Source organism: Buttiauxella gaviniae, assembly GCF_040786275.1.
In the GTDB taxonomy this organism is placed as follows: Bacteria; Pseudomonadota; Gammaproteobacteria; order Enterobacterales; family Enterobacteriaceae; genus Buttiauxella; species Buttiauxella gaviniae_A.
Genome location: NZ_JBFMVT010000002.1, coordinates 1,362,277 through 1,378,597, shown reverse-complemented (window position 1 = coordinate 1,378,597; position 16,321 = coordinate 1,362,277). Strand labels below are relative to the sequence as shown.

The window sequence follows — 16,321 nt, the reverse complement described above, 5'->3', positions numbered from 1 at the left end:
TAGGGGGGCCGAGCGCCCCCCGATTTGTATGGAGAATTTATTATGGCGAAAGAATTTGGTCGCCCTCAGCGTGTTTCTCAGGAATTGCAGAAAGAGATCGCAATTATCCTGCAGCGCGAAATTAAAGACCCGCGTTTGGGTATGATGACCACCGTTTCTGGTGTTGAAGTGTCACGCGATCTGGCTTATGCCAAAGTATTTGTGACCTTCCTGAATGATAAAGACGAAGCCGCAGTCAAAGAAGGCATCAAAGTTCTGCAAGATGCTTCTGGTTATATTCGCTCTTTGCTGGGCAAAGCGATGCGCCTGCGTATTGTGCCTGAACTGACCTTCTTCTACGACAACTCGTTGGTTGAAGGTATGCGCATGTCGAATCTGGTTTCTAACGTCATCAGAAACGATGATGAGCGTCGTGTAAACGATACGGATGACAGCAAGGAGGATTAATGAGTCGTCCTCGTCGTCGTGGTCGTGATATCCACGGTGTGCTGTTGTTAGATAAGCCTCAGGGCTTGTCTTCAAACGATGCATTGCAGAAAGTTAAGCGTATTTATAACGCTAACCGTGCCGGTCATACCGGAGCGCTTGACCCACTGGCAACCGGAATGCTGCCGATTTGCTTGGGTGAAGCGACGAAGTTCTCACGTTACCTGCTGGACTCCGATAAGCGCTACCGTGTGATTGCCCGCCTTGGGCAGCGTACGGACACTTCTGATGCCGATGGCACCATTGTTCAGGAACGTCCGGTAAACTTTACCGAACACGAGTTGGCAGCGGCTTTAGACAGCTTCCGTGGTGAAACGCAGCAAGTTCCCTCGATGTACTCAGCGCTGAAATATCAAGGTAAGCCTCTGTATGAGTATGCACGCCAGGGTATTGAAGTGCCGCGTGAAGCGCGTTCTATTATCGTCTACGAACTGCTGTTTATTCGCCATGAAGGTAATGAGCTTGAGCTGGAAATTCACTGTTCAAAAGGGACGTACATTCGCACCATCACTGATGATTTAGGTGAAAAACTCGGTTGCGGTGCTCATGTGACTTTCCTGCGCCGCCTTGCGGTGAGCAAATATCCTGTTGACCGTATGGTAACGCTTGAACAATTGAATGCTTTGCTTGAACAAGCGCAAGAGCAAGAAATTGATCCGTCTGTGCTGTTAGATCCACTTCTGATGCCGATGGACAGCCCTGCTTCGGACTTCCCAATCGTGAATTTATTACCTGCGGTTGCGGGTTACTTCAAGAATGGACAGCCGGTGCAAGTCGCTGGTAGCCCTGCAGAAGGCCTGGTTCGCGTTACCGAAGGCGATGAAGGGAAATTTATCGGCATGGCTGAAATTGATGACGATGGACGCGTAGCGCCTCGCCGTCTGGTCGTAGAGTACCCCGTGTGATACTCGTAGTTGCCTTGCGATAACAGGTTGCTACAGGTAAAATAGCGCGGCTTAACATTCACATTTCTGTTTAACAGTCGTGTGAATGTGCACTGGAGTTGCTGAATTAGAGATCGGCACTCTCTCTTTTTATCTATAATTTTGGAGTTGAAAATGTCTCTAAGCGTTGAAGCTAAAGCTAAAATCGTTTCTGAGTTTGGTCGTGGTACTAACGACAGCGGTTCTACCGAAGTTCAGGTTGCACTGCTGACTGCACAGATTAACCACCTGCAAGGTCACTTTGCAGAGCACAAAAAAGATCACCACAGCCGTCGTGGTCTGCTGCGTATGGTTTCTCAGCGTCGTAAACTGCTCGACTACCTGAAGCGTAAAGATGTAGCACGTTACACCAGCCTGATCGAGCGTCTGGGTCTGCGTCGCTAAGTCTTGCGAGTTTCAGAAAAAGGGGCCTTTTAAGGCCCCTTTTTTCAACCAGATGGCAGCAATTCTATGGAAACTAATGTATTGTTGCAGGGTGTGATCTTTGTTGCAGAGGTTCGCGCGGCTAATGAGAGGCTTTATCCGCATGGGCGGGTCAGGGTTGTCATTAGTCGCGAGGATGCGATAGAGATCGGGTTAAACGGAGCATGTGCAATCACCTGCTACCAAAGATTATTAAGGATATTATTTTGCTAAATCCGATTGTCCGTAAATTTCAATACGGTCAGCATACGGTCACTTTAGAGACCGGCATGATGGCTCGCCAGGCTACCGCAGCAGTTATGGTAAGCATGGACGACACTGCAGTATTCGTGACCGTAGTCGGTCAGAAAAAAGCGAAAGCAGGTCAGGATTTCTTCCCACTGACCGTTAACTACCAAGAGCGTACTTACGCTGCTGGTCGTATTCCAGGCAGCTTCTTCCGCCGTGAAGGCCGTCCAAGCGAAGGCGAAACACTGATCGCGCGTCTGATTGACCGCCCAGTGCGTCCGCTGTTCCCGGAAGGCTTCGTGAACGAAGTTCAGGTTATCGCAACTGTGGTTTCTGTAAACCCACAGGTTCACCCTGACATCGTTGCCATGATCGGTGCTTCTGCTGCTCTGAGCCTGTCTGGTATTCCATTCAATGGCCCAATTGGTGCTGCACGTGTTGGTTACATCAATGACCAATATGTTCTGAACCCAACTGCTGACGAACTGAAAACCAGTAAGCTGGACCTGGTTGTTGCCGGTACCGAAGGCGCGGTGCTGATGGTTGAATCCGAAGCTGAACTGCTGAGCGAAGACCAGATGCTGGGCGCGGTAGTATTCGGTCACGACCAACAGCAAGTTGTTATCCAGAACATCAACTCTCTGGTTGCTGAAGCGGGTAAACCACGTTGGGATTGGCAGCCAGAAGCCGCTAACGAAGCGCTGAACGCGCGCGTTGCTGCACTTGCTGAATCTCGCCTGAGCGATGCTTACCGTATCACTGATAAGCAAGAACGTTACGCGCAAGTTGACGTTATCAAATCTGACGTTATCGCGGCACTGTCTGCAGAAGACGAAACTCTTGATGCTGGCGAAGTGAGCGATATTCTGCACGCTATCGAGAAAAACGTTGTTCGTAGCCGTATTCTGGCAGGCGAACTGCGCATCGATGGCCGTGAAAAAGACATGATCCGTGGTCTGGATGTGCGTACTGGCGTTCTGCCACGTACTCACGGTTCCGCACTGTTCACTCGTGGCGAAACTCAGGCGCTGGTTACTGCCACTCTGGGTACCGCTCGTGATGCGCAGAACCTGGATGAGTTGATGGGCGAGCGTACCGATAGCTTCCTGTTCCACTACAACTTCCCTCCGTACTCCGTAGGCGAAACCGGCATGGTCGGTTCACCGAAGCGTCGTGAGATTGGTCACGGTCGTCTGGCTAAGCGTGGCGTGTTGGCTGTTATGCCAGAAGCCGATCGCTTCCCATACACCGTGCGTGTAGTGTCTGAAATCACTGAATCCAACGGTTCTTCTTCCATGGCTTCCGTTTGTGGTGCTTCTCTGGCACTGATGGACGCAGGCGTGCCAATCAAAGCCGCAGTAGCCGGTATTGCGATGGGCCTCGTGAAAGAAGGCGACAACTTTGTTGTTCTGTCTGACATTCTGGGTGATGAAGATCACTTGGGCGACATGGACTTTAAAGTTGCTGGTAGCCGTGAAGGTATTTCTGCCCTGCAGATGGATATCAAAATCGAAGGTATCACCCGCGAAATCATGCAGGTGGCTCTGAACCAGGCTAAAGGTGCGCGTCTGCATATCCTTGGCGTAATGGAACAGGCTATCAACGCTCCGCGTGGCGATATCTCTGAGTTCGCTCCACGTATTCACACCATCAAAATCAACCCAGACAAGATCAAAGATGTGATCGGTAAGGGTGGTTCTGTGATTCGTGCGTTGACCGAAGAAACCGGTACTACCATTGAAATCGAAGATGACGGCACTGTTAAGATTGCTGCGACCGATGGCGACAAAGCGAAATTCGCAATTCGTCGTATCGAAGAGATCACAGCTGAAATCGAAGTGGGTCGTATCTACAATGGTAAAGTGACTCGTATCGTTGATTTCGGTGCATTTGTTGCTATCGGCGGCGGTAAAGAAGGTCTGGTACACATCTCTCAAATCGCTGACAAGCGTGTAGAGAAAGTGACTGACTACCTGCAAATGGGTCAAGAAGTTCCAGTTAAAGTACTGGAAGTTGACCGTCAGGGTCGCGTTCGTCTGAGCATCAAAGAAGCGACTGAGCAGTCTCCAGCAGAAAGCGCAGCACCAGCTGCACCAGAAGCTGAGTAAGCGATACCGATTAAGCTCTCCATGGCAACATGGAGAGCTGTTTATTACGGGGCAGGGAGTCTCGTTTTAGAGCCGGCGGACAGGACGTCATACTTTTGTTGTCTTCGGGAGTGGGAAATGAGGCCTTTTTTGCGCTGGTGTTTCGTTGCGACAGCTCTCACGCTTGCAGGATGCAGCAACTCTGCCTGGCGTAAAAGCGAAGTCCTGGCGGTGCCATTGCAGCCGACTTTGCAGCAAGAAGTCATTCTTGCGCGCATGGAACAGATACTTGCCAGCCGGGCTTTAACCGATGATGAACGCGCACAGCTTTTATATGAGCGCGGAGTGTTGTATGATAGCCTCGGCTTGCGGGCTCTGGCGCGAAATGATTTTTCACAAGCGCTGGCAATCCGCCCCGATATGCCTGAAGTATTCAATTACTTAGGTATATATTTAACGCAGGCAGGCAATTTTGATGCTGCCTATGAAGCGTTTGATTCTGTACTTGAGCTTGATCCAACTTACAACTACGCGCATTTAAATCGCGGTATCGCCCTCTATTACGGTGGTCGTTATCGTTTAGCGCAAGATGATCTGCTAGCGTTTTATCAAGACGATCCCAATGATCCGTTCCGCAGTCTGTGGCTCTATATTGCCGAAAGCAATATTGACGCTAAACAGGCCAAAGTTGCGTTACAACAGCGCTTCGATAAATCGGATAAAGAGCAATGGGGATGGAACATTGTCGAGTTCTACCTGGGGAACATTAACGAAAAAACGTTAATGGAACGCCTCGAGGCGGACGCAACGGATAACACCTCGCTCGCTGAGCATCTCAGTGAAACCAACTTCTATTTAGGTAAGTACTACCTAAGTCTGGGGGAAAAGGACAGCGCCACGGCACTGTTCAAGTTAGCGGTCGCTAACAACGTACACAACTACGTTGAGCATCGTTATGCATTGTTGGAATTAGCGCTCTTGGGCCAGGAGCAAGATGACCTGGCAGAATCGGACCAGCAATAGCTGACGAACATCGATCAGCCCATAAACTTTTTAATTAAAGTCATCACCTTAACGGGTGAGGGCGTTTTTGTTCGTTAATCAACCAAATTTGAGCCGGTTCACACTTTTCAATGAAAATTGCAGGTCAATTTCACGATGAGTTATGTAGACTGGCCGCCATCTACGAGGCACGTGTACTACATGACTGATACCATCGAGACTACTACTATCGAAACTACTTTTACCGATCTGGGTCTTAACGGCTCTATCCTTAAAGCCCTGAACGATCTGGGTTACGAAAAACCATCTCCAATCCAGGCAGAGTGTATTCCACAACTGCTGGCTGGCCGCGATGTTCTGGGTATGGCCCAGACAGGTAGCGGCAAAACTGCAGCGTTCTCTTTACCGCTGCTGCATAACCTTGATCCAGAGCTGAAAGCACCACAAATCCTGGTGCTGGCACCGACCCGCGAACTGGCGGTTCAGGTTGCTGAAGCCATGACGGATTTCTCTAAACATATGCATGGCGTAAACGTTGTTGCCCTTTACGGTGGCCAGCGTTATGACGTGCAGCTGCGCGCCCTGCGTCAGGGACCACAAATTGTTGTTGGTACCCCAGGCCGCCTGCTTGACCATTTAAAACGCGGTACGCTGAATCTGTCCAACCTGAAAGGTCTGGTACTGGACGAAGCTGATGAAATGCTGCGTATGGGCTTCATTGAAGACGTAGAAACTATCATGGCTCAGATTCCAGAAGGTCATCAGACCGCTCTGTTCTCTGCAACGATGCCAGAAGCGATTCGTCGTATTACCCGTCGTTTCATGAAAGATCCGCAGGAAGTTCGCATTCAATCCAGCGTAACGACTCGCCCGGACATCAGCCAGAGCTACTGGACTGTTCACGGTATGCGTAAAAACGAAGCGCTGGTTCGTTTCCTTGAATCTGAAGATTTTGATGCGGCTATCATTTTCGTACGTACCAAAAACGCAACGCTGGAAGTGGCTGAAGCGCTGGAACAGAGTGGCTATAACAGTGCTGCCCTGAACGGCGACATGAACCAGGCACTGCGTGAGCAAACTCTGGAGCGTCTGAAAGACGGTCGTCTGGATATCCTGATTGCAACCGACGTTGCAGCTCGTGGTCTGGACGTTGAGCGTATCAGCCTGGTTGTTAACTACGACATCCCGATGGACTCAGAATCTTACGTTCACCGCATCGGTCGTACTGGTCGTGCGGGTCGTGCTGGCCGTGCGCTGCTGTTCGTTGAGAACCGCGAGCGTCGTCTGCTGCGCAACATCGAACGCACCATGAAGCTGACCATTCCAGAAGTAGAGCTGCCAAACCGCGACCTGCTGAGCGAGCGTCGTCTGGCTAAGTTCGCTGCTAAAGTTCAGCAGCAGTTGGAAAGCAGCGATCTGGATCTGTACCGTGGCCTGCTGGCGAAAATTCAGCCTTCTGCTGAAACTGAAGAAGCGCTGGACATGGAAACGCTGGCTGCAGCACTGCTGAAAATGGCACAGGGCGAACGTCCTCTGATCCTGCCACCAGATGCACCAATGCGTCCACGTCGTGAATTCCGTGAACGCGACGAACGTTTCGAACGTTCAGATCGCGCTCCACGTGGCGACCGTGCACCACGCGGTGACCGTCCAGAGCGTGGCGATCGTCCGCAGCGTGATGGCGATGCACCACGTCGTGAGCGTCGTGATGTTGGCGACATGGAACTGTACCGTATCGAAGTTGGCCGTGATGATGGTGTCGAAGTTCGTCATATCGTTGGCGCTATCGCTAACGAAGGCGATATCAGCAGCCGTTACATCGGTAACATCAAGCTGTTTGGTACTCACTCCACCATCGAGCTGCCAAAAGGTATGCCAGGTGAAGTTCTGCAGCACTTTACCCGTACTCGTATTCTGAACAAACCAATGAATATGCAGTTGATGGGTGATGCTCAGCCACGTACTGACCGTGGTGGCGAACGCCGCGGCGGTGGTGCTGGTCGTGGTTTCGGTGGTGGCGAACGTCGTGAAGGCGGCCGCGGTCCACGTCGTGACGGTCCAGGTGCTGGCGCACCACGTAGCTTCAGCGGCGAACGTCGTGAAGGCGGTCGTGGCCCACGTCGTGAAGATGGCGCAGCTCCTGCTCGTCGTCGTACAACTGAAGCGTAATTGACAGAACGTTATGCCTGCTGATAATCAGCAGGCAGTGATAAAAATCCTGGTTTAATCGACCGGGATTTTTTTTATCCAAATTGTACTCATGTACTGGTACAATGTTGCGTAGTAGATTTGTCGCTCTGACAGTCGTTCATTGTTTCAGGAATTCGTATGGCAACCTTATCGACCCCCCAGGCATCGCCGTCTATTTTTGGCGGCGTCATGATTATTGGCGGGACTATTATTGGCGCAGGGATGTTTTCCTTGCCTGTGGTGATGGCGGGCAGTTGGTTTTTCTGGTCTTTAGCGGCGTTGATCGTGACCTGGTTTTGTATGCTGCACTCAGGGCTGATGATTCTGGAAGCTAACCTCAACTACCGCGTTGGCTCCAGTTTTGACACGGTCACCAAAGACCTGTTGGGCAAAGGCTGGAATCTGATTAACGGCCTTTCCATTGCCTTCGTGCTCTACATTCTGACTTACGCCTATATCTCGGCAAGCGGGTCGGTCATTCACCATACGCTGGGTGAAATGTCCGTCGATTTCCCTGCCAGATTTGCCGGGCTGATTTTTGCTTTTGTGGTGGCGTTTATCGTTTGGTTAAGCACTCGAGCGGTTAGCCGCATGACAACAATCGTGCTTGGTGCAAAAATCCTGACTTTCTTTATGACGTTTGGTGGCCTGATATGGCATATCGAACCTGCAACGCTTCTGGATAGTAAGGCCATCAATCCGAGTTATTTGCCCTATTTGTTTATGACGCTGCCCTTCTGTCTGGCCTCGTTTGGCTATCACGGCAACGTGCCCAGTCTGATGAAATATTATGGCAAAGATCCACAGACGATTAAGCGCTGCCTGTTGTGGGGAACGCTGATGGCGCTGGCGCTGTATACCATTTGGCTGATGGGGAGCATGGGCAATATTCCACGTGGTGACTTTATCGCCATCGCGGATAAAGGCGGGAATATCGATGTGCTGGTTGGTGCGCTGAGCGGAGTGTTAAACAGTCGTGCGCTGGATTTGCTGCTGATCGTTTTCTCTAATTTCGCCGTCGCCAGCTCCTTCCTGGGCGTGACGTTAGGTTTATTCGATTATTTAGCTGACTTGTTTAAGTTCGATGATTCACCGATTGGTCGCCTGAAAACGGCGTTAGTGACATTTATCCCACCAATGTTGGGTGGATTTATCTGGCCTGACGGGTTTATCTATGCGATTGGTTTTGCAGGGCTTGCGGCAACGATTTGGGCGGCTATTGTTCCGGCCCTGCTTGCGAGAGCATCACGCAAGAAATTCGGCAGCCCGGCGTATCGAGTGTGGGGCGGGAATAAAATGATTGTGCTGATTCTGGTGTTTGGGGTTGGCAACGCAGTGATTCATCTTCTTTCGAGCTTTAATCTCTTGCCGGTATATCACTAAATTTTTGCCCCTCAAAAGAGGGGCGAAACCTTATCCCATTAGACTCTCATGCACATCCATCGCTAAATCAAAGGAGTGCATTCTTGCCTGACTGTCGAAGATCTGACCGTTAACCATGATTTCGTCGGCCTGCGTTTCACGCAATAAAGAGATCAGCCCGTGACGGACTTTCGCTTTATCACCCACCAGCGACATACTCAGCGCTTGTTGCACGCCGTACTTTTCTGCCGGGCTCCAGAAACTGTCCATATTTTCAATTGGCGGCGGCAACTGACCGGTTTCGCCGCGACGCAATTTAACGAAAGCCTGCTGCATCGAAGTAAACAAAAACTCCGCGTCGCGGTTGCTTTCGGCGGCAACAATATTTATGCACACCATTGCGTACGGTTTTTCCAGGCGAGCGGAGGGTTTGAACTGCGCGCGATAAAGCTGTAGCGCCTGGAATAACATATCCGGGGCAAAGTGCGAGGCAAACGCGAACGGCAACCCAAGCTGGGCCGCAAGCTGGGCGCTATACAGACTGGAACCTAACAACCAGACAGGGATTTTAGTGTTATAACCCGGAACAGGACGCACCGGCGGATTCGCATCGGTTGCGTCAAACCAGGCCACCAGCTCACTCACATCACGTGGGAAATTGTCGATGTCACCACTCATATGGCGGCGCAATGCCATCATTGTGCGCTGATCGCTTCCCGGTGCACGGCCTAATCCCAAATCGATACGACCAGGATAAAGCGTTTCCAGCGTGCCGAACTGCTCGGCAATCACCAGAGGCGAATGGTTCGGCAGCATCACGCCGCCCGAGCCGAGGCGTAACGTTTCGGTGTTTGCTGCCAGGTAGCCAATGAGCACCGATGTTGCCGCACTGGCAATCCCGGTCATGTTGTGGTGCTCGGCCAGCCAATAACGGTGATACCCGCGCTTTTCGGCAAGGCGAGCTAAATCCAGAGAACGAAGAAATGCGTCACGCGGCTGGGAGCCTTGTGGGATGGGCGCTAAATCAAGTAATGAAAACGGAACTTGGGTAGATTCAGACATAACGGCTCACTTTGTTTAGGTACTTCGTTTGCTGATAACCTCTTCAGTATTGCCGAAATCCATCAACAATTAAGTAACAAAGTGAGCCTTTTCTCAGCTCTGCGTTACCAGTTCAAGGCCAGCCACGCGTCGCCAGTAACCATTACAATCGTTTTGCTGCGCCAAAGATAACGGAGCATTGCCGTTCTCATTTTTGCGAAATGCTTCCAGAACACGCAACGTTTCCATCCCCATCGGCGATAGCCGCACCATGTCCACCAGCCCCTTCATGGATGCCAGCTCGTTTCCAAGGTTGTAAACATAGCCGCTCATGGTCTGAATACCATTGAGCACAAACACCTGCTGGTTTTCCTGCGAAAGCATATTGCGCCCAACCGGATATTTAATGCAGCAGGTTTCGCACTCATCCTTCGGTTTGTCTTCGGAACGAGCGGTGAAACAACGTGCAGAGTAGGCAAGCGGCAAATGGCCGTAACTGAGTACTTCCACTTCAAACTTATTGCGAATCCCTAACTCATCGCACTGAATAAGCATGTTGGAGAGCCAGTCGCGCGACAGCTCAACCGGCATGCACCAACGAACCATGCCCTGCTTGAGCAGCAGTCGCAGCGTTACCGCGTTATAACAGTTGAGCGCATGGCCTGCCACAAACGGCAGTTTACGTTCTGCCGCCATGTTTACCGCGCCCAGGTCATTGGCTTCAATTAAGAAATCGCCATTTTCAACATAGCGTTTGAGTTCGTTTAGCTCAGAAGGTGCCTGAACTAATGCCAGTGTTGAAAGCACCACTTGTTTTCCCTGGCCTGCCAGGCTTTTCGCCATATCCAGCCAGTCACCCACTTTAGTGGCGCGGCGCTTGCTGCATACCGATTCGCCGAGGTAAATCGTCTCGGCGCTACTGTTTGCGGCAGCCTGGTAAAATTTTTCCAGGGTCTCTTTTGGCCAGTAATAAAGCACCGGCCCTAATGAATATTTCATGGTTTTCCCTACTGCCATTTACGGTGATAGGCACCGAGAGTGGTTTGTGTGCCTTCGGCCATGGCGCCCAGCGCCTCCATCCATGCCGGTTGTGCTCGGTAGTTTTCCGGATCGGCCATGCAACGGTCGATTGCCTGACGCCACACTTTGGCAACCTGGGTTACGTAAGCCGGGCTACGCTGGCGGCCTTCGATTTTCACCGAGGCAATATTTGCCGCGAGTAATTCAGGCAGCAGCTCAAGCGTATTCAGGCTGGTTGGCTCTTCAAGCGCGTGATATTTCTGGTCATCAACCAGATAGCGGCCTTTGCACAACGTTGGATAACCGGCGTTTTCGCCATCCTGGTAGCGGTCAATCAGCACATCATTAAGGCGCGATTCCAGACCCTGCGGGGTTTGCTGCCAGCGAACAAAGCGCGCAGGGGAACAAGCACCTACGGTATTCGGTGATTCGCCTGTCAGATAAGAGGAAAGGTAACAGCGCCCTTCGGCCATAATGCACAGACTACCGAAAGCAAAGACTTCCAGCGGCACGGGTGTCACTCTGGCTAATTGTTTCACCTGATGAATGGATAACACGCGCGGCAGTACCACACGAGCGACGTCAAAGTTGCGATGATAAAAGCGAACAGCTTCTTCATTGGTGGCAGAGGCTTGCACCGAAACATGGCGTTCGATATGCGGATAACGTTCTGCTGCGTACTCAAGCATGGCGAGATCGGCCAGAATTAAGGCATCAGCCCCGAGTTGCGCTGCCATATCCACTGCTCGTTGCCAGCGCACATAGCCATCGGGGTGCGCAAAGGTATTGATAGCGATATGCAGTTTACGGCGATGTTGATGCACGTAACTCACCGCTTCTTGCAGTTTCTTCTCCGTGAAATTCAGGCCAGCAAAATGGCGGGCGTTGGTGTCATCTTTAAGACCAATGTAAACCGCATCGGCACCATTATCGATGGCCGCTTTCAACGCCGGTAAGTTTCCGGCTGGGCAAAGCAACTCCATAATTTATCCTGAATCATCGGGTAACCTGAGGGGTAACCCATGCAGCCCTGGGCAGAGCAGCAAAATTGTTAACGAACTGGGATTTTAGTTAACCCGACCGCGACAAATTTTGATTTAAGGCAGCTAATGGCGTATTGATGAGCCTTATAAATGGTATCGGTACCCGCACCTTTGTTGATTTGCACCGCTACGGATAATGGCTGGTGTGGCAAAATAGCAGCAAAATTTCTCAAGGAGTCATACTCGTGTTGGATAAATTGCATTCACGCCTGGTCCATTTTGGCCCGTCATTGTTAAAAACACCGGTAAAACTGACGCCCTTTGCGCTCAAGCGCCAGGTGCTTGAACAGGTCCTTGGCTGGCAATTTCGTCAGGCGATGGAAGAGGGTGAACTCGAGTTTCTTGAGGGACGCTGGTTAAGTATTGAAGTACGCGATCTCGGTCTAAAGTGGTTTACTTCGGTGCAAGATAATAAACTGGTGGTACGTGAAGATGCCCCGGCTGATGTCAGCTTCAGCGCAACAGCCAACGATCTGCTGATGATCGCCGCACGTAAGCAAGATCCCGATACTCTGTTTTTCCAGCGTCGACTGGTGATTGAAGGGGACACGGAACTGGGGCTGTACGTCAAAAATTTAATGGATGCCATTGAGCTGGATGCGATGCCTAAACCCTTGCGCATACTGCTGCTGCAACTGGCTGATTTTGTCGAAGCAGGTCTGAAACACAAACCTGTTCCAGAAAGTAACTCGGTAGGTGAGCCATGCTAATTCGTGTAGAAATACCTATTGATGCTCCGGGCATCGACGCCTTACTTCGTCGTTCTTTTAACGGTAACGGCGAAGCCGATCTGGTGAAGGAATTACGAGAAGACGGCCTGTTAACGCTGGGTGTTGTTGCCACTGACGATGAAGGCCAGGTCGTGGGTTATGTGGCATTTAGCCCGGTAGCGGTAGAAGGCGAAGAGCTTCAGTGGGTGGGGCTTGCGCCACTTGCCGTTGACGAAGCCTACCGTGGTCAGGGGCTGGCGAAAAAACTGGTCTATGAAGGGCTCGATTCGCTCAATGAATTTGGCTACGCGGCAGTCGTTACGTTAGGCGAACCGGCGATGTATCAACGCTTTGGTTTTGTTCCTGCTGCCCAGTTGGGTCTACGTTGCGCGTGGCCTGATACAGAAGCTCACTTCCTTATTCATCCGCTCGCTGATGACGCGCTTAACGGTGTTTCAGGGCTGGTGGAATATCACGAGCACTTTAATCGGGAATTTTAATCCCCATCATCTTTCGCGCTGCAGGGGTGTTGGCTGCACTCCTTCACCCCAGTAAGCTCTTGGGGATGAACTCCCTTGCCGCCTACCTGCAACACGAAATCTATTGGGGATAATTTATGTTTGAAGATCTGCCATCAGATCTTCAAAAGATAGTTGCCCCGCGACAAGGCTCTCTTTCTGCAATTTAGTCAGCCGTTTTATACGATATTCCAGGCGCAGGGCTGATGAGCGATCGCCCACCAGATGGCTGAAGGCTAACTTCAGTTCACCTTTTCCGCGTAGGGCTTTCGCCCCTTTTCCAGACTGGTGTTGACCAAAGCGGCGTGCCACATCGGTGGTAATGCCGGTATATAAACGGTTATCGAGAGTGCGGACTAAATAGAGATACCAGGCAGACATAGGTCGGGCGCATAATTAACGTTTTCCGCAGAATACCACTCTTCAGGATGCACATGGAAACTCTCAATGCCATCAGTCGTTGGCTGAACAAACAGCATGTACTGACTTACTGCGCGGGCAATAATGGCGATTTATGGTGTGCAAATGCGTTCTATCTTTTTGATGAACAACGCATAGCTTTTTATTTGTTAAGCGAAACTCACACTCGCCACAGCGGAATCATCGGGAAGCAATCTCAAGTCGCGGGAACGGTCAACGGCCAGCCTAAAACCGTGGCGTTAATCCGTGGCGTACAGTTTCGCGGGGAAATCACACTGGTTGAAGAGGAAGAAGCGGCAAGCATTCGCCCCCGTTACTGCAAACGCTTTCCTGTGGCGCGAGTGATGTCTGCCCCCGTATGGGAAATCCGGCTCGACGAGCTGAAAATGACAGACAACACTCTCGGCTTTGGCAAAAAACTGCACTGGCTGCGGGAAAATTAACGGCCTAACAGACGCAGCGCTTCGCGATTAAATGCGGGAAGATCGTCCGGTGTCCGGCTGGTGACTAACTGATCTTTATCCACCACCACTTCTTTATCATAGAAGTCGGCCCCGGCATTTTTAACGTCAATCACGATAGGTTTCACTGCGGTAAGTTTACGCCCACGAACCACATCGGCGCTGATGAGTAGCTGCGGGCCGTGGCAAATAGCAAACACGGGTTTGCCGGAGTTCACGAAATCGCGCGTAAACGTCACGAAGCGTTCGTCACCGCGCAGGCTATCAGGTGAATGGCCGCCAGGTAGCAAAAGTGCATCGAAATCGGCAGGTCTGACTTCATCAATCGCCTTATCGATAGTGACTTTCGCTTCACCTTTTTTACCGGTAACTGTTTTTCCCGCCTGCTTTTCAATCGTCACCACTTCATGACCCGCTTTACGAAACTCGGCCGCAGGCGAGGTAAATTCCGAATCCTCAAATTCGTCAGTGATCAAGACTGCAATCTTCTTGCTCATAGTTCCTCCGGTTTTATGGTTTCAGTGATTAAGCCTGGACCACGAGGCAGACTTTGCAAGCGAAAGGACTAGACTTAGATTCATCTGAATAAGGAGTTTCTATGAACCGAGTATTAATAACCGGAGCCACAGGTCTCATTGGCGGGCACTTATTGCATATGCTGATTGGTGAACCGCAAGTCAGCCATATTGTTGCTGCGACACGGCGTCCACTGCCGCTGATGAACAAAGTTATAAACCCTCACGATCCACAACTGAGTGACGCTCTGACACAATTAACCGAGCCGTTAGATACGGTTTTTTGCTGCCTGGGAACCACGATGCGCGAAGCGGGAAGTAAAGAAGCGTTCGTGCTGGCGGATTACACGCTGGTAGTGGATACCGCGATAACGGGTTTACGCCTGGGAGCAAAACATATGCTGGTGGTCAGCGCGATTGGCGCGAACAGCAAATCGCCCTTTTTTTACAATCGGGTAAAAGGTGAAATGGAAGAGGCGCTAATAGCCCAGAACTGGCCGCGCCTGACGATTGCTCGCCCATCTATGTTGCTTGGGCATCGTGAATCGCAACGCTTTAATGAATCGCTCTTTGCTCCTCTGTTTAAAATTATGCCCGGTAAATGGAAATCCATTGAAGCACGTGATGTGGCAAAAGCAATGCTGCATGAAGCCCTTTCACCGTCACACGAAGGCGTGGCTATTTTAGACTCCCGCGAGCTGCGGGAATTAGCGGCTCAAAAGACGATTCCGACATAATGCCTTTTCAATACCCCTACTCCAAACGTACTATTAATGGCTCCAATAATAATACCAATCGTATTTTCAAACTCAGGGTCATTGTTAATGCAAACTCAGCCTTCATTCCCGGCGGATGAGAAATCTTTCGCCTGGTGGAAACCCGTTCTTTTTTTCCTGGTCGTCATTGTGGGCTTGTGGATAGTGAAATGGCAGCCATACTACGGTAAAGCCTTCACCGCCGCCGAAACGCACAGTATCGGTAAATCGATAATCGCTCAGTCAGAAATAAATCCACTCAAAGCGGCGTGGGATTACGCCATGGTCTACTTCCTTGCGGTCTGGAAAGCCGCAGTTCTGGGCGTGCTTTTAGGCTCACTGATTCAGGTGCTGATCCCACAAAACTGGCTGCTGCGCACGCTAGGTCAGCCGCGCTTTAGCGGTACATTATTCGGAACCCTTTTCTCATTGCCAGGCATGATGTGCACCTGTTGCGCAGCACCGGTTGCAGCAGGCATGCGCCGCCAGTCTGTTTCAATGGGCGGGGCGCTGGCGTTTTGGTTGGGCAACCCGTTACTTAACCCGGCAACACTGGTGTTTATGGGTTTTGTGCTCGGCTGGCAGTTTGTTTTAATTCGCGCAGTAGTGGGAATTGTCACGGTTTTAGGTGTGGCGACGCTGGTGCAACGTTGGGTAAAAGATCAGCCGCAAACTACCGATATTCCACAACCTGTTGCAACGCCACAAACGCAGGGGAATTTCCTGCAACGCTGGATGAAAGCGCTGTGGAACCTGTTCTGGAGCACTATTCCGGTTTATATCCTGGCTGTTCTGGTGCTGGGAGCTGCGCGAGTGTGGCTCTTCCCACACGCCGATGGCGCTGTTGATAACACACTATTTTGGGTGATTGCGATGGCGATTGCGGGCTGCTTATTTGTGATTCCAACCGCCGCTGAAATCCCAATTATTCAAACCATGATGCTGGCGGGAATGGGCACGGCACCGGCTTTGGCGTTATTGATTACGCTACCTGCGGTTAGCCTTCCGTCATTGATTATGTTGCACAAAGCGTTTCCCGCAAAAGCGTTGTGGCTAACAGGTGGTTTAGTTGCGTTGAGTGGGATGATTGTTGGTGCGTTGGCGCTGATATAAAAA

The 16,321-nt window shown here is 51.1% G+C and carries 18 protein-coding genes; 13 read left to right on the top strand and 5 right to left on the bottom strand.

Annotated elements, in window-relative coordinates; genetic code table 11:
* Positions 1 to 42: 42 nt before the first annotated feature.
* The 8 genes from rbfA to mtr all read left to right on the top strand — a co-directional run bounded on the left by rbfA (position 43) and on the right by mtr (position 8,743).
* Positions 43 to 447 carry a 30S ribosome-binding factor RbfA gene (gene rbfA, locus AB1E22_RS06920; RefSeq protein WP_367594685.1) on the top strand — a complete coding sequence of 135 codons (405 nt, stop codon included), beginning with the start codon at positions 43 to 45 and terminating at the stop codon, positions 445 to 447.
* Positions 447 to 1,391, top strand: coding sequence for a tRNA pseudouridine(55) synthase TruB (gene truB, locus AB1E22_RS06915; protein ID WP_367594684.1), 945 nt, complete (start codon positions 447 to 449; stop codon positions 1,389 to 1,391). Before rbfA ends, truB begins: the two co-directional genes overlap by 1 nt.
* A gap of 153 nt (positions 1,392 to 1,544) precedes the next feature.
* Positions 1,545 to 1,814, top strand: coding sequence for a 30S ribosomal protein S15 (gene rpsO / locus AB1E22_RS06910; protein WP_002434239.1), 270 nt, complete (start codon positions 1,545 to 1,547; stop codon positions 1,812 to 1,814).
* A gap of 245 nt (positions 1,815 to 2,059) precedes the next feature.
* Entirely contained in the window at positions 2,060 to 4,189 is a 2,130-nt protein-coding gene (gene pnp, locus AB1E22_RS06905) for a polyribonucleotide nucleotidyltransferase (protein ID WP_367594683.1), read from the top strand.
* A 117-nt stretch (positions 4,190 to 4,306) separates the two neighbouring features.
* Positions 4,307 to 5,191: a lipoprotein NlpI gene (gene nlpI / locus AB1E22_RS06900; RefSeq protein ID WP_367594682.1), complete on the top strand. Its 885-nt coding sequence runs from the start codon at positions 4,307 to 4,309 to the stop codon at positions 5,189 to 5,191.
* A 110-nt stretch (positions 5,192 to 5,301) separates the two neighbouring features.
* The gene (gene yrbN / locus AB1E22_RS06895) at positions 5,302 to 5,379 is read left to right on the top strand and encodes a protein YrbN (RefSeq protein ID WP_110510645.1); all 78 of its coding nucleotides are present in this window, start codon (positions 5,302 to 5,304) and stop codon (positions 5,377 to 5,379) included.
* Positions 5,372 to 7,339 (top strand): DEAD/DEAH family ATP-dependent RNA helicase, encoded by a 1,968-nt coding sequence (locus AB1E22_RS06890; protein ID WP_367594681.1) that lies wholly within the window; start codon positions 5,372 to 5,374, stop codon positions 7,337 to 7,339. The genes yrbN and AB1E22_RS06890 overlap by 8 nt, the downstream gene beginning before the upstream one ends.
* A gap of 159 nt (positions 7,340 to 7,498) precedes the next feature.
* Positions 7,499 to 8,743: a tryptophan permease gene (mtr, locus tag AB1E22_RS06885; RefSeq protein WP_367594680.1), complete on the top strand. Its 1,245-nt coding sequence runs from the start codon at positions 7,499 to 7,501 to the stop codon at positions 8,741 to 8,743.
* 30 nt (positions 8,744 to 8,773) lie between these two features.
* On the opposite strand, the gene AB1E22_RS06880 is transcribed toward mtr, so the two are convergent.
* The 3 genes from AB1E22_RS06880 to ubiU all read right to left on the bottom strand — a co-directional run bounded on the left by AB1E22_RS06880 (position 8,774) and on the right by ubiU (position 11,766).
* Positions 8,774 to 9,784 (bottom strand): luciferase-like monooxygenase, encoded by a 1,011-nt coding sequence (locus AB1E22_RS06880; RefSeq protein ID WP_367594679.1) that lies wholly within the window; start codon positions 9,782 to 9,784, stop codon positions 8,774 to 8,776.
* Between the two features lie 93 nt (positions 9,785 to 9,877).
* Entirely contained in the window at positions 9,878 to 10,762 is an 885-nt protein-coding gene (locus tag AB1E22_RS06875) for a U32 family peptidase (protein ID WP_437178376.1), read from the bottom strand.
* Positions 10,763 to 10,770: 8 nt separating this feature from the next.
* On the bottom strand, positions 10,771 to 11,766 hold the full coding sequence (gene ubiU, locus AB1E22_RS06870) for a ubiquinone anaerobic biosynthesis protein UbiU (protein ID WP_367594677.1): 996 nt from the start codon (positions 11,764 to 11,766) through the stop codon (positions 10,771 to 10,773).
* A 245-nt stretch (positions 11,767 to 12,011) separates the two neighbouring features.
* Between ubiU and ubiT the strand changes: the two genes are divergently transcribed.
* Positions 12,012 to 12,536, top strand: a complete 525-nt coding sequence (ubiT, locus tag AB1E22_RS06865; protein WP_367594676.1) for a ubiquinone anaerobic biosynthesis accessory factor UbiT — start codon at positions 12,012 to 12,014, stop codon at positions 12,534 to 12,536.
* Complete coding sequence (locus AB1E22_RS06860) at positions 12,530 to 13,036, top strand: GNAT family N-acetyltransferase (RefSeq protein ID WP_367594675.1); 507 nt, start codon at positions 12,530 to 12,532, stop codon at positions 13,034 to 13,036. The genes ubiT and AB1E22_RS06860 overlap by 7 nt, the downstream gene beginning before the upstream one ends.
* A gap of 114 nt (positions 13,037 to 13,150) precedes the next feature.
* On the opposite strand, the gene AB1E22_RS06855 is transcribed toward AB1E22_RS06860, so the two are convergent.
* The gene (locus tag AB1E22_RS06855; RefSeq protein ID WP_367594674.1) at positions 13,151 to 13,435 is read right to left on the bottom strand and encodes a GIY-YIG nuclease family protein; all 285 of its coding nucleotides are present in this window, start codon (positions 13,433 to 13,435) and stop codon (positions 13,151 to 13,153) included.
* Positions 13,436 to 13,488: 53 nt separating this feature from the next.
* Between AB1E22_RS06855 and AB1E22_RS06850 the strand changes: the two genes are divergently transcribed.
* Positions 13,489 to 13,917 carry a YhbP family protein gene (locus AB1E22_RS06850; RefSeq protein ID WP_367594673.1) on the top strand — a complete coding sequence of 143 codons (429 nt, stop codon included), beginning with the start codon at positions 13,489 to 13,491 and terminating at the stop codon, positions 13,915 to 13,917.
* Here AB1E22_RS06850 and AB1E22_RS06845 read toward each other — a convergent pair.
* The gene (locus tag AB1E22_RS06845; protein WP_367594672.1) at positions 13,914 to 14,432 is read right to left on the bottom strand and encodes a type 1 glutamine amidotransferase domain-containing protein; all 519 of its coding nucleotides are present in this window, start codon (positions 14,430 to 14,432) and stop codon (positions 13,914 to 13,916) included. The two genes, AB1E22_RS06850 and AB1E22_RS06845, sit on opposite strands and share 4 nt — an antisense overlap.
* Before the next feature lie 101 nt (positions 14,433 to 14,533).
* Between AB1E22_RS06845 and AB1E22_RS06840 the strand changes: the two genes are divergently transcribed.
* Both AB1E22_RS06840 and AB1E22_RS06835 read left to right on the top strand, forming a co-directional pair.
* Entirely contained in the window at positions 14,534 to 15,187 is a 654-nt protein-coding gene (locus AB1E22_RS06840; RefSeq protein ID WP_367594671.1) for an NAD-dependent epimerase/dehydratase family protein, read from the top strand.
* Positions 15,188 to 15,274: 87 nt separating this feature from the next.
* Positions 15,275 to 16,318, top strand: a complete 1,044-nt coding sequence (locus tag AB1E22_RS06835; protein ID WP_367594670.1) for a permease — start codon at positions 15,275 to 15,277, stop codon at positions 16,316 to 16,318.
* The last annotated feature ends 3 nt before the right edge of the window (positions 16,319 to 16,321 follow it).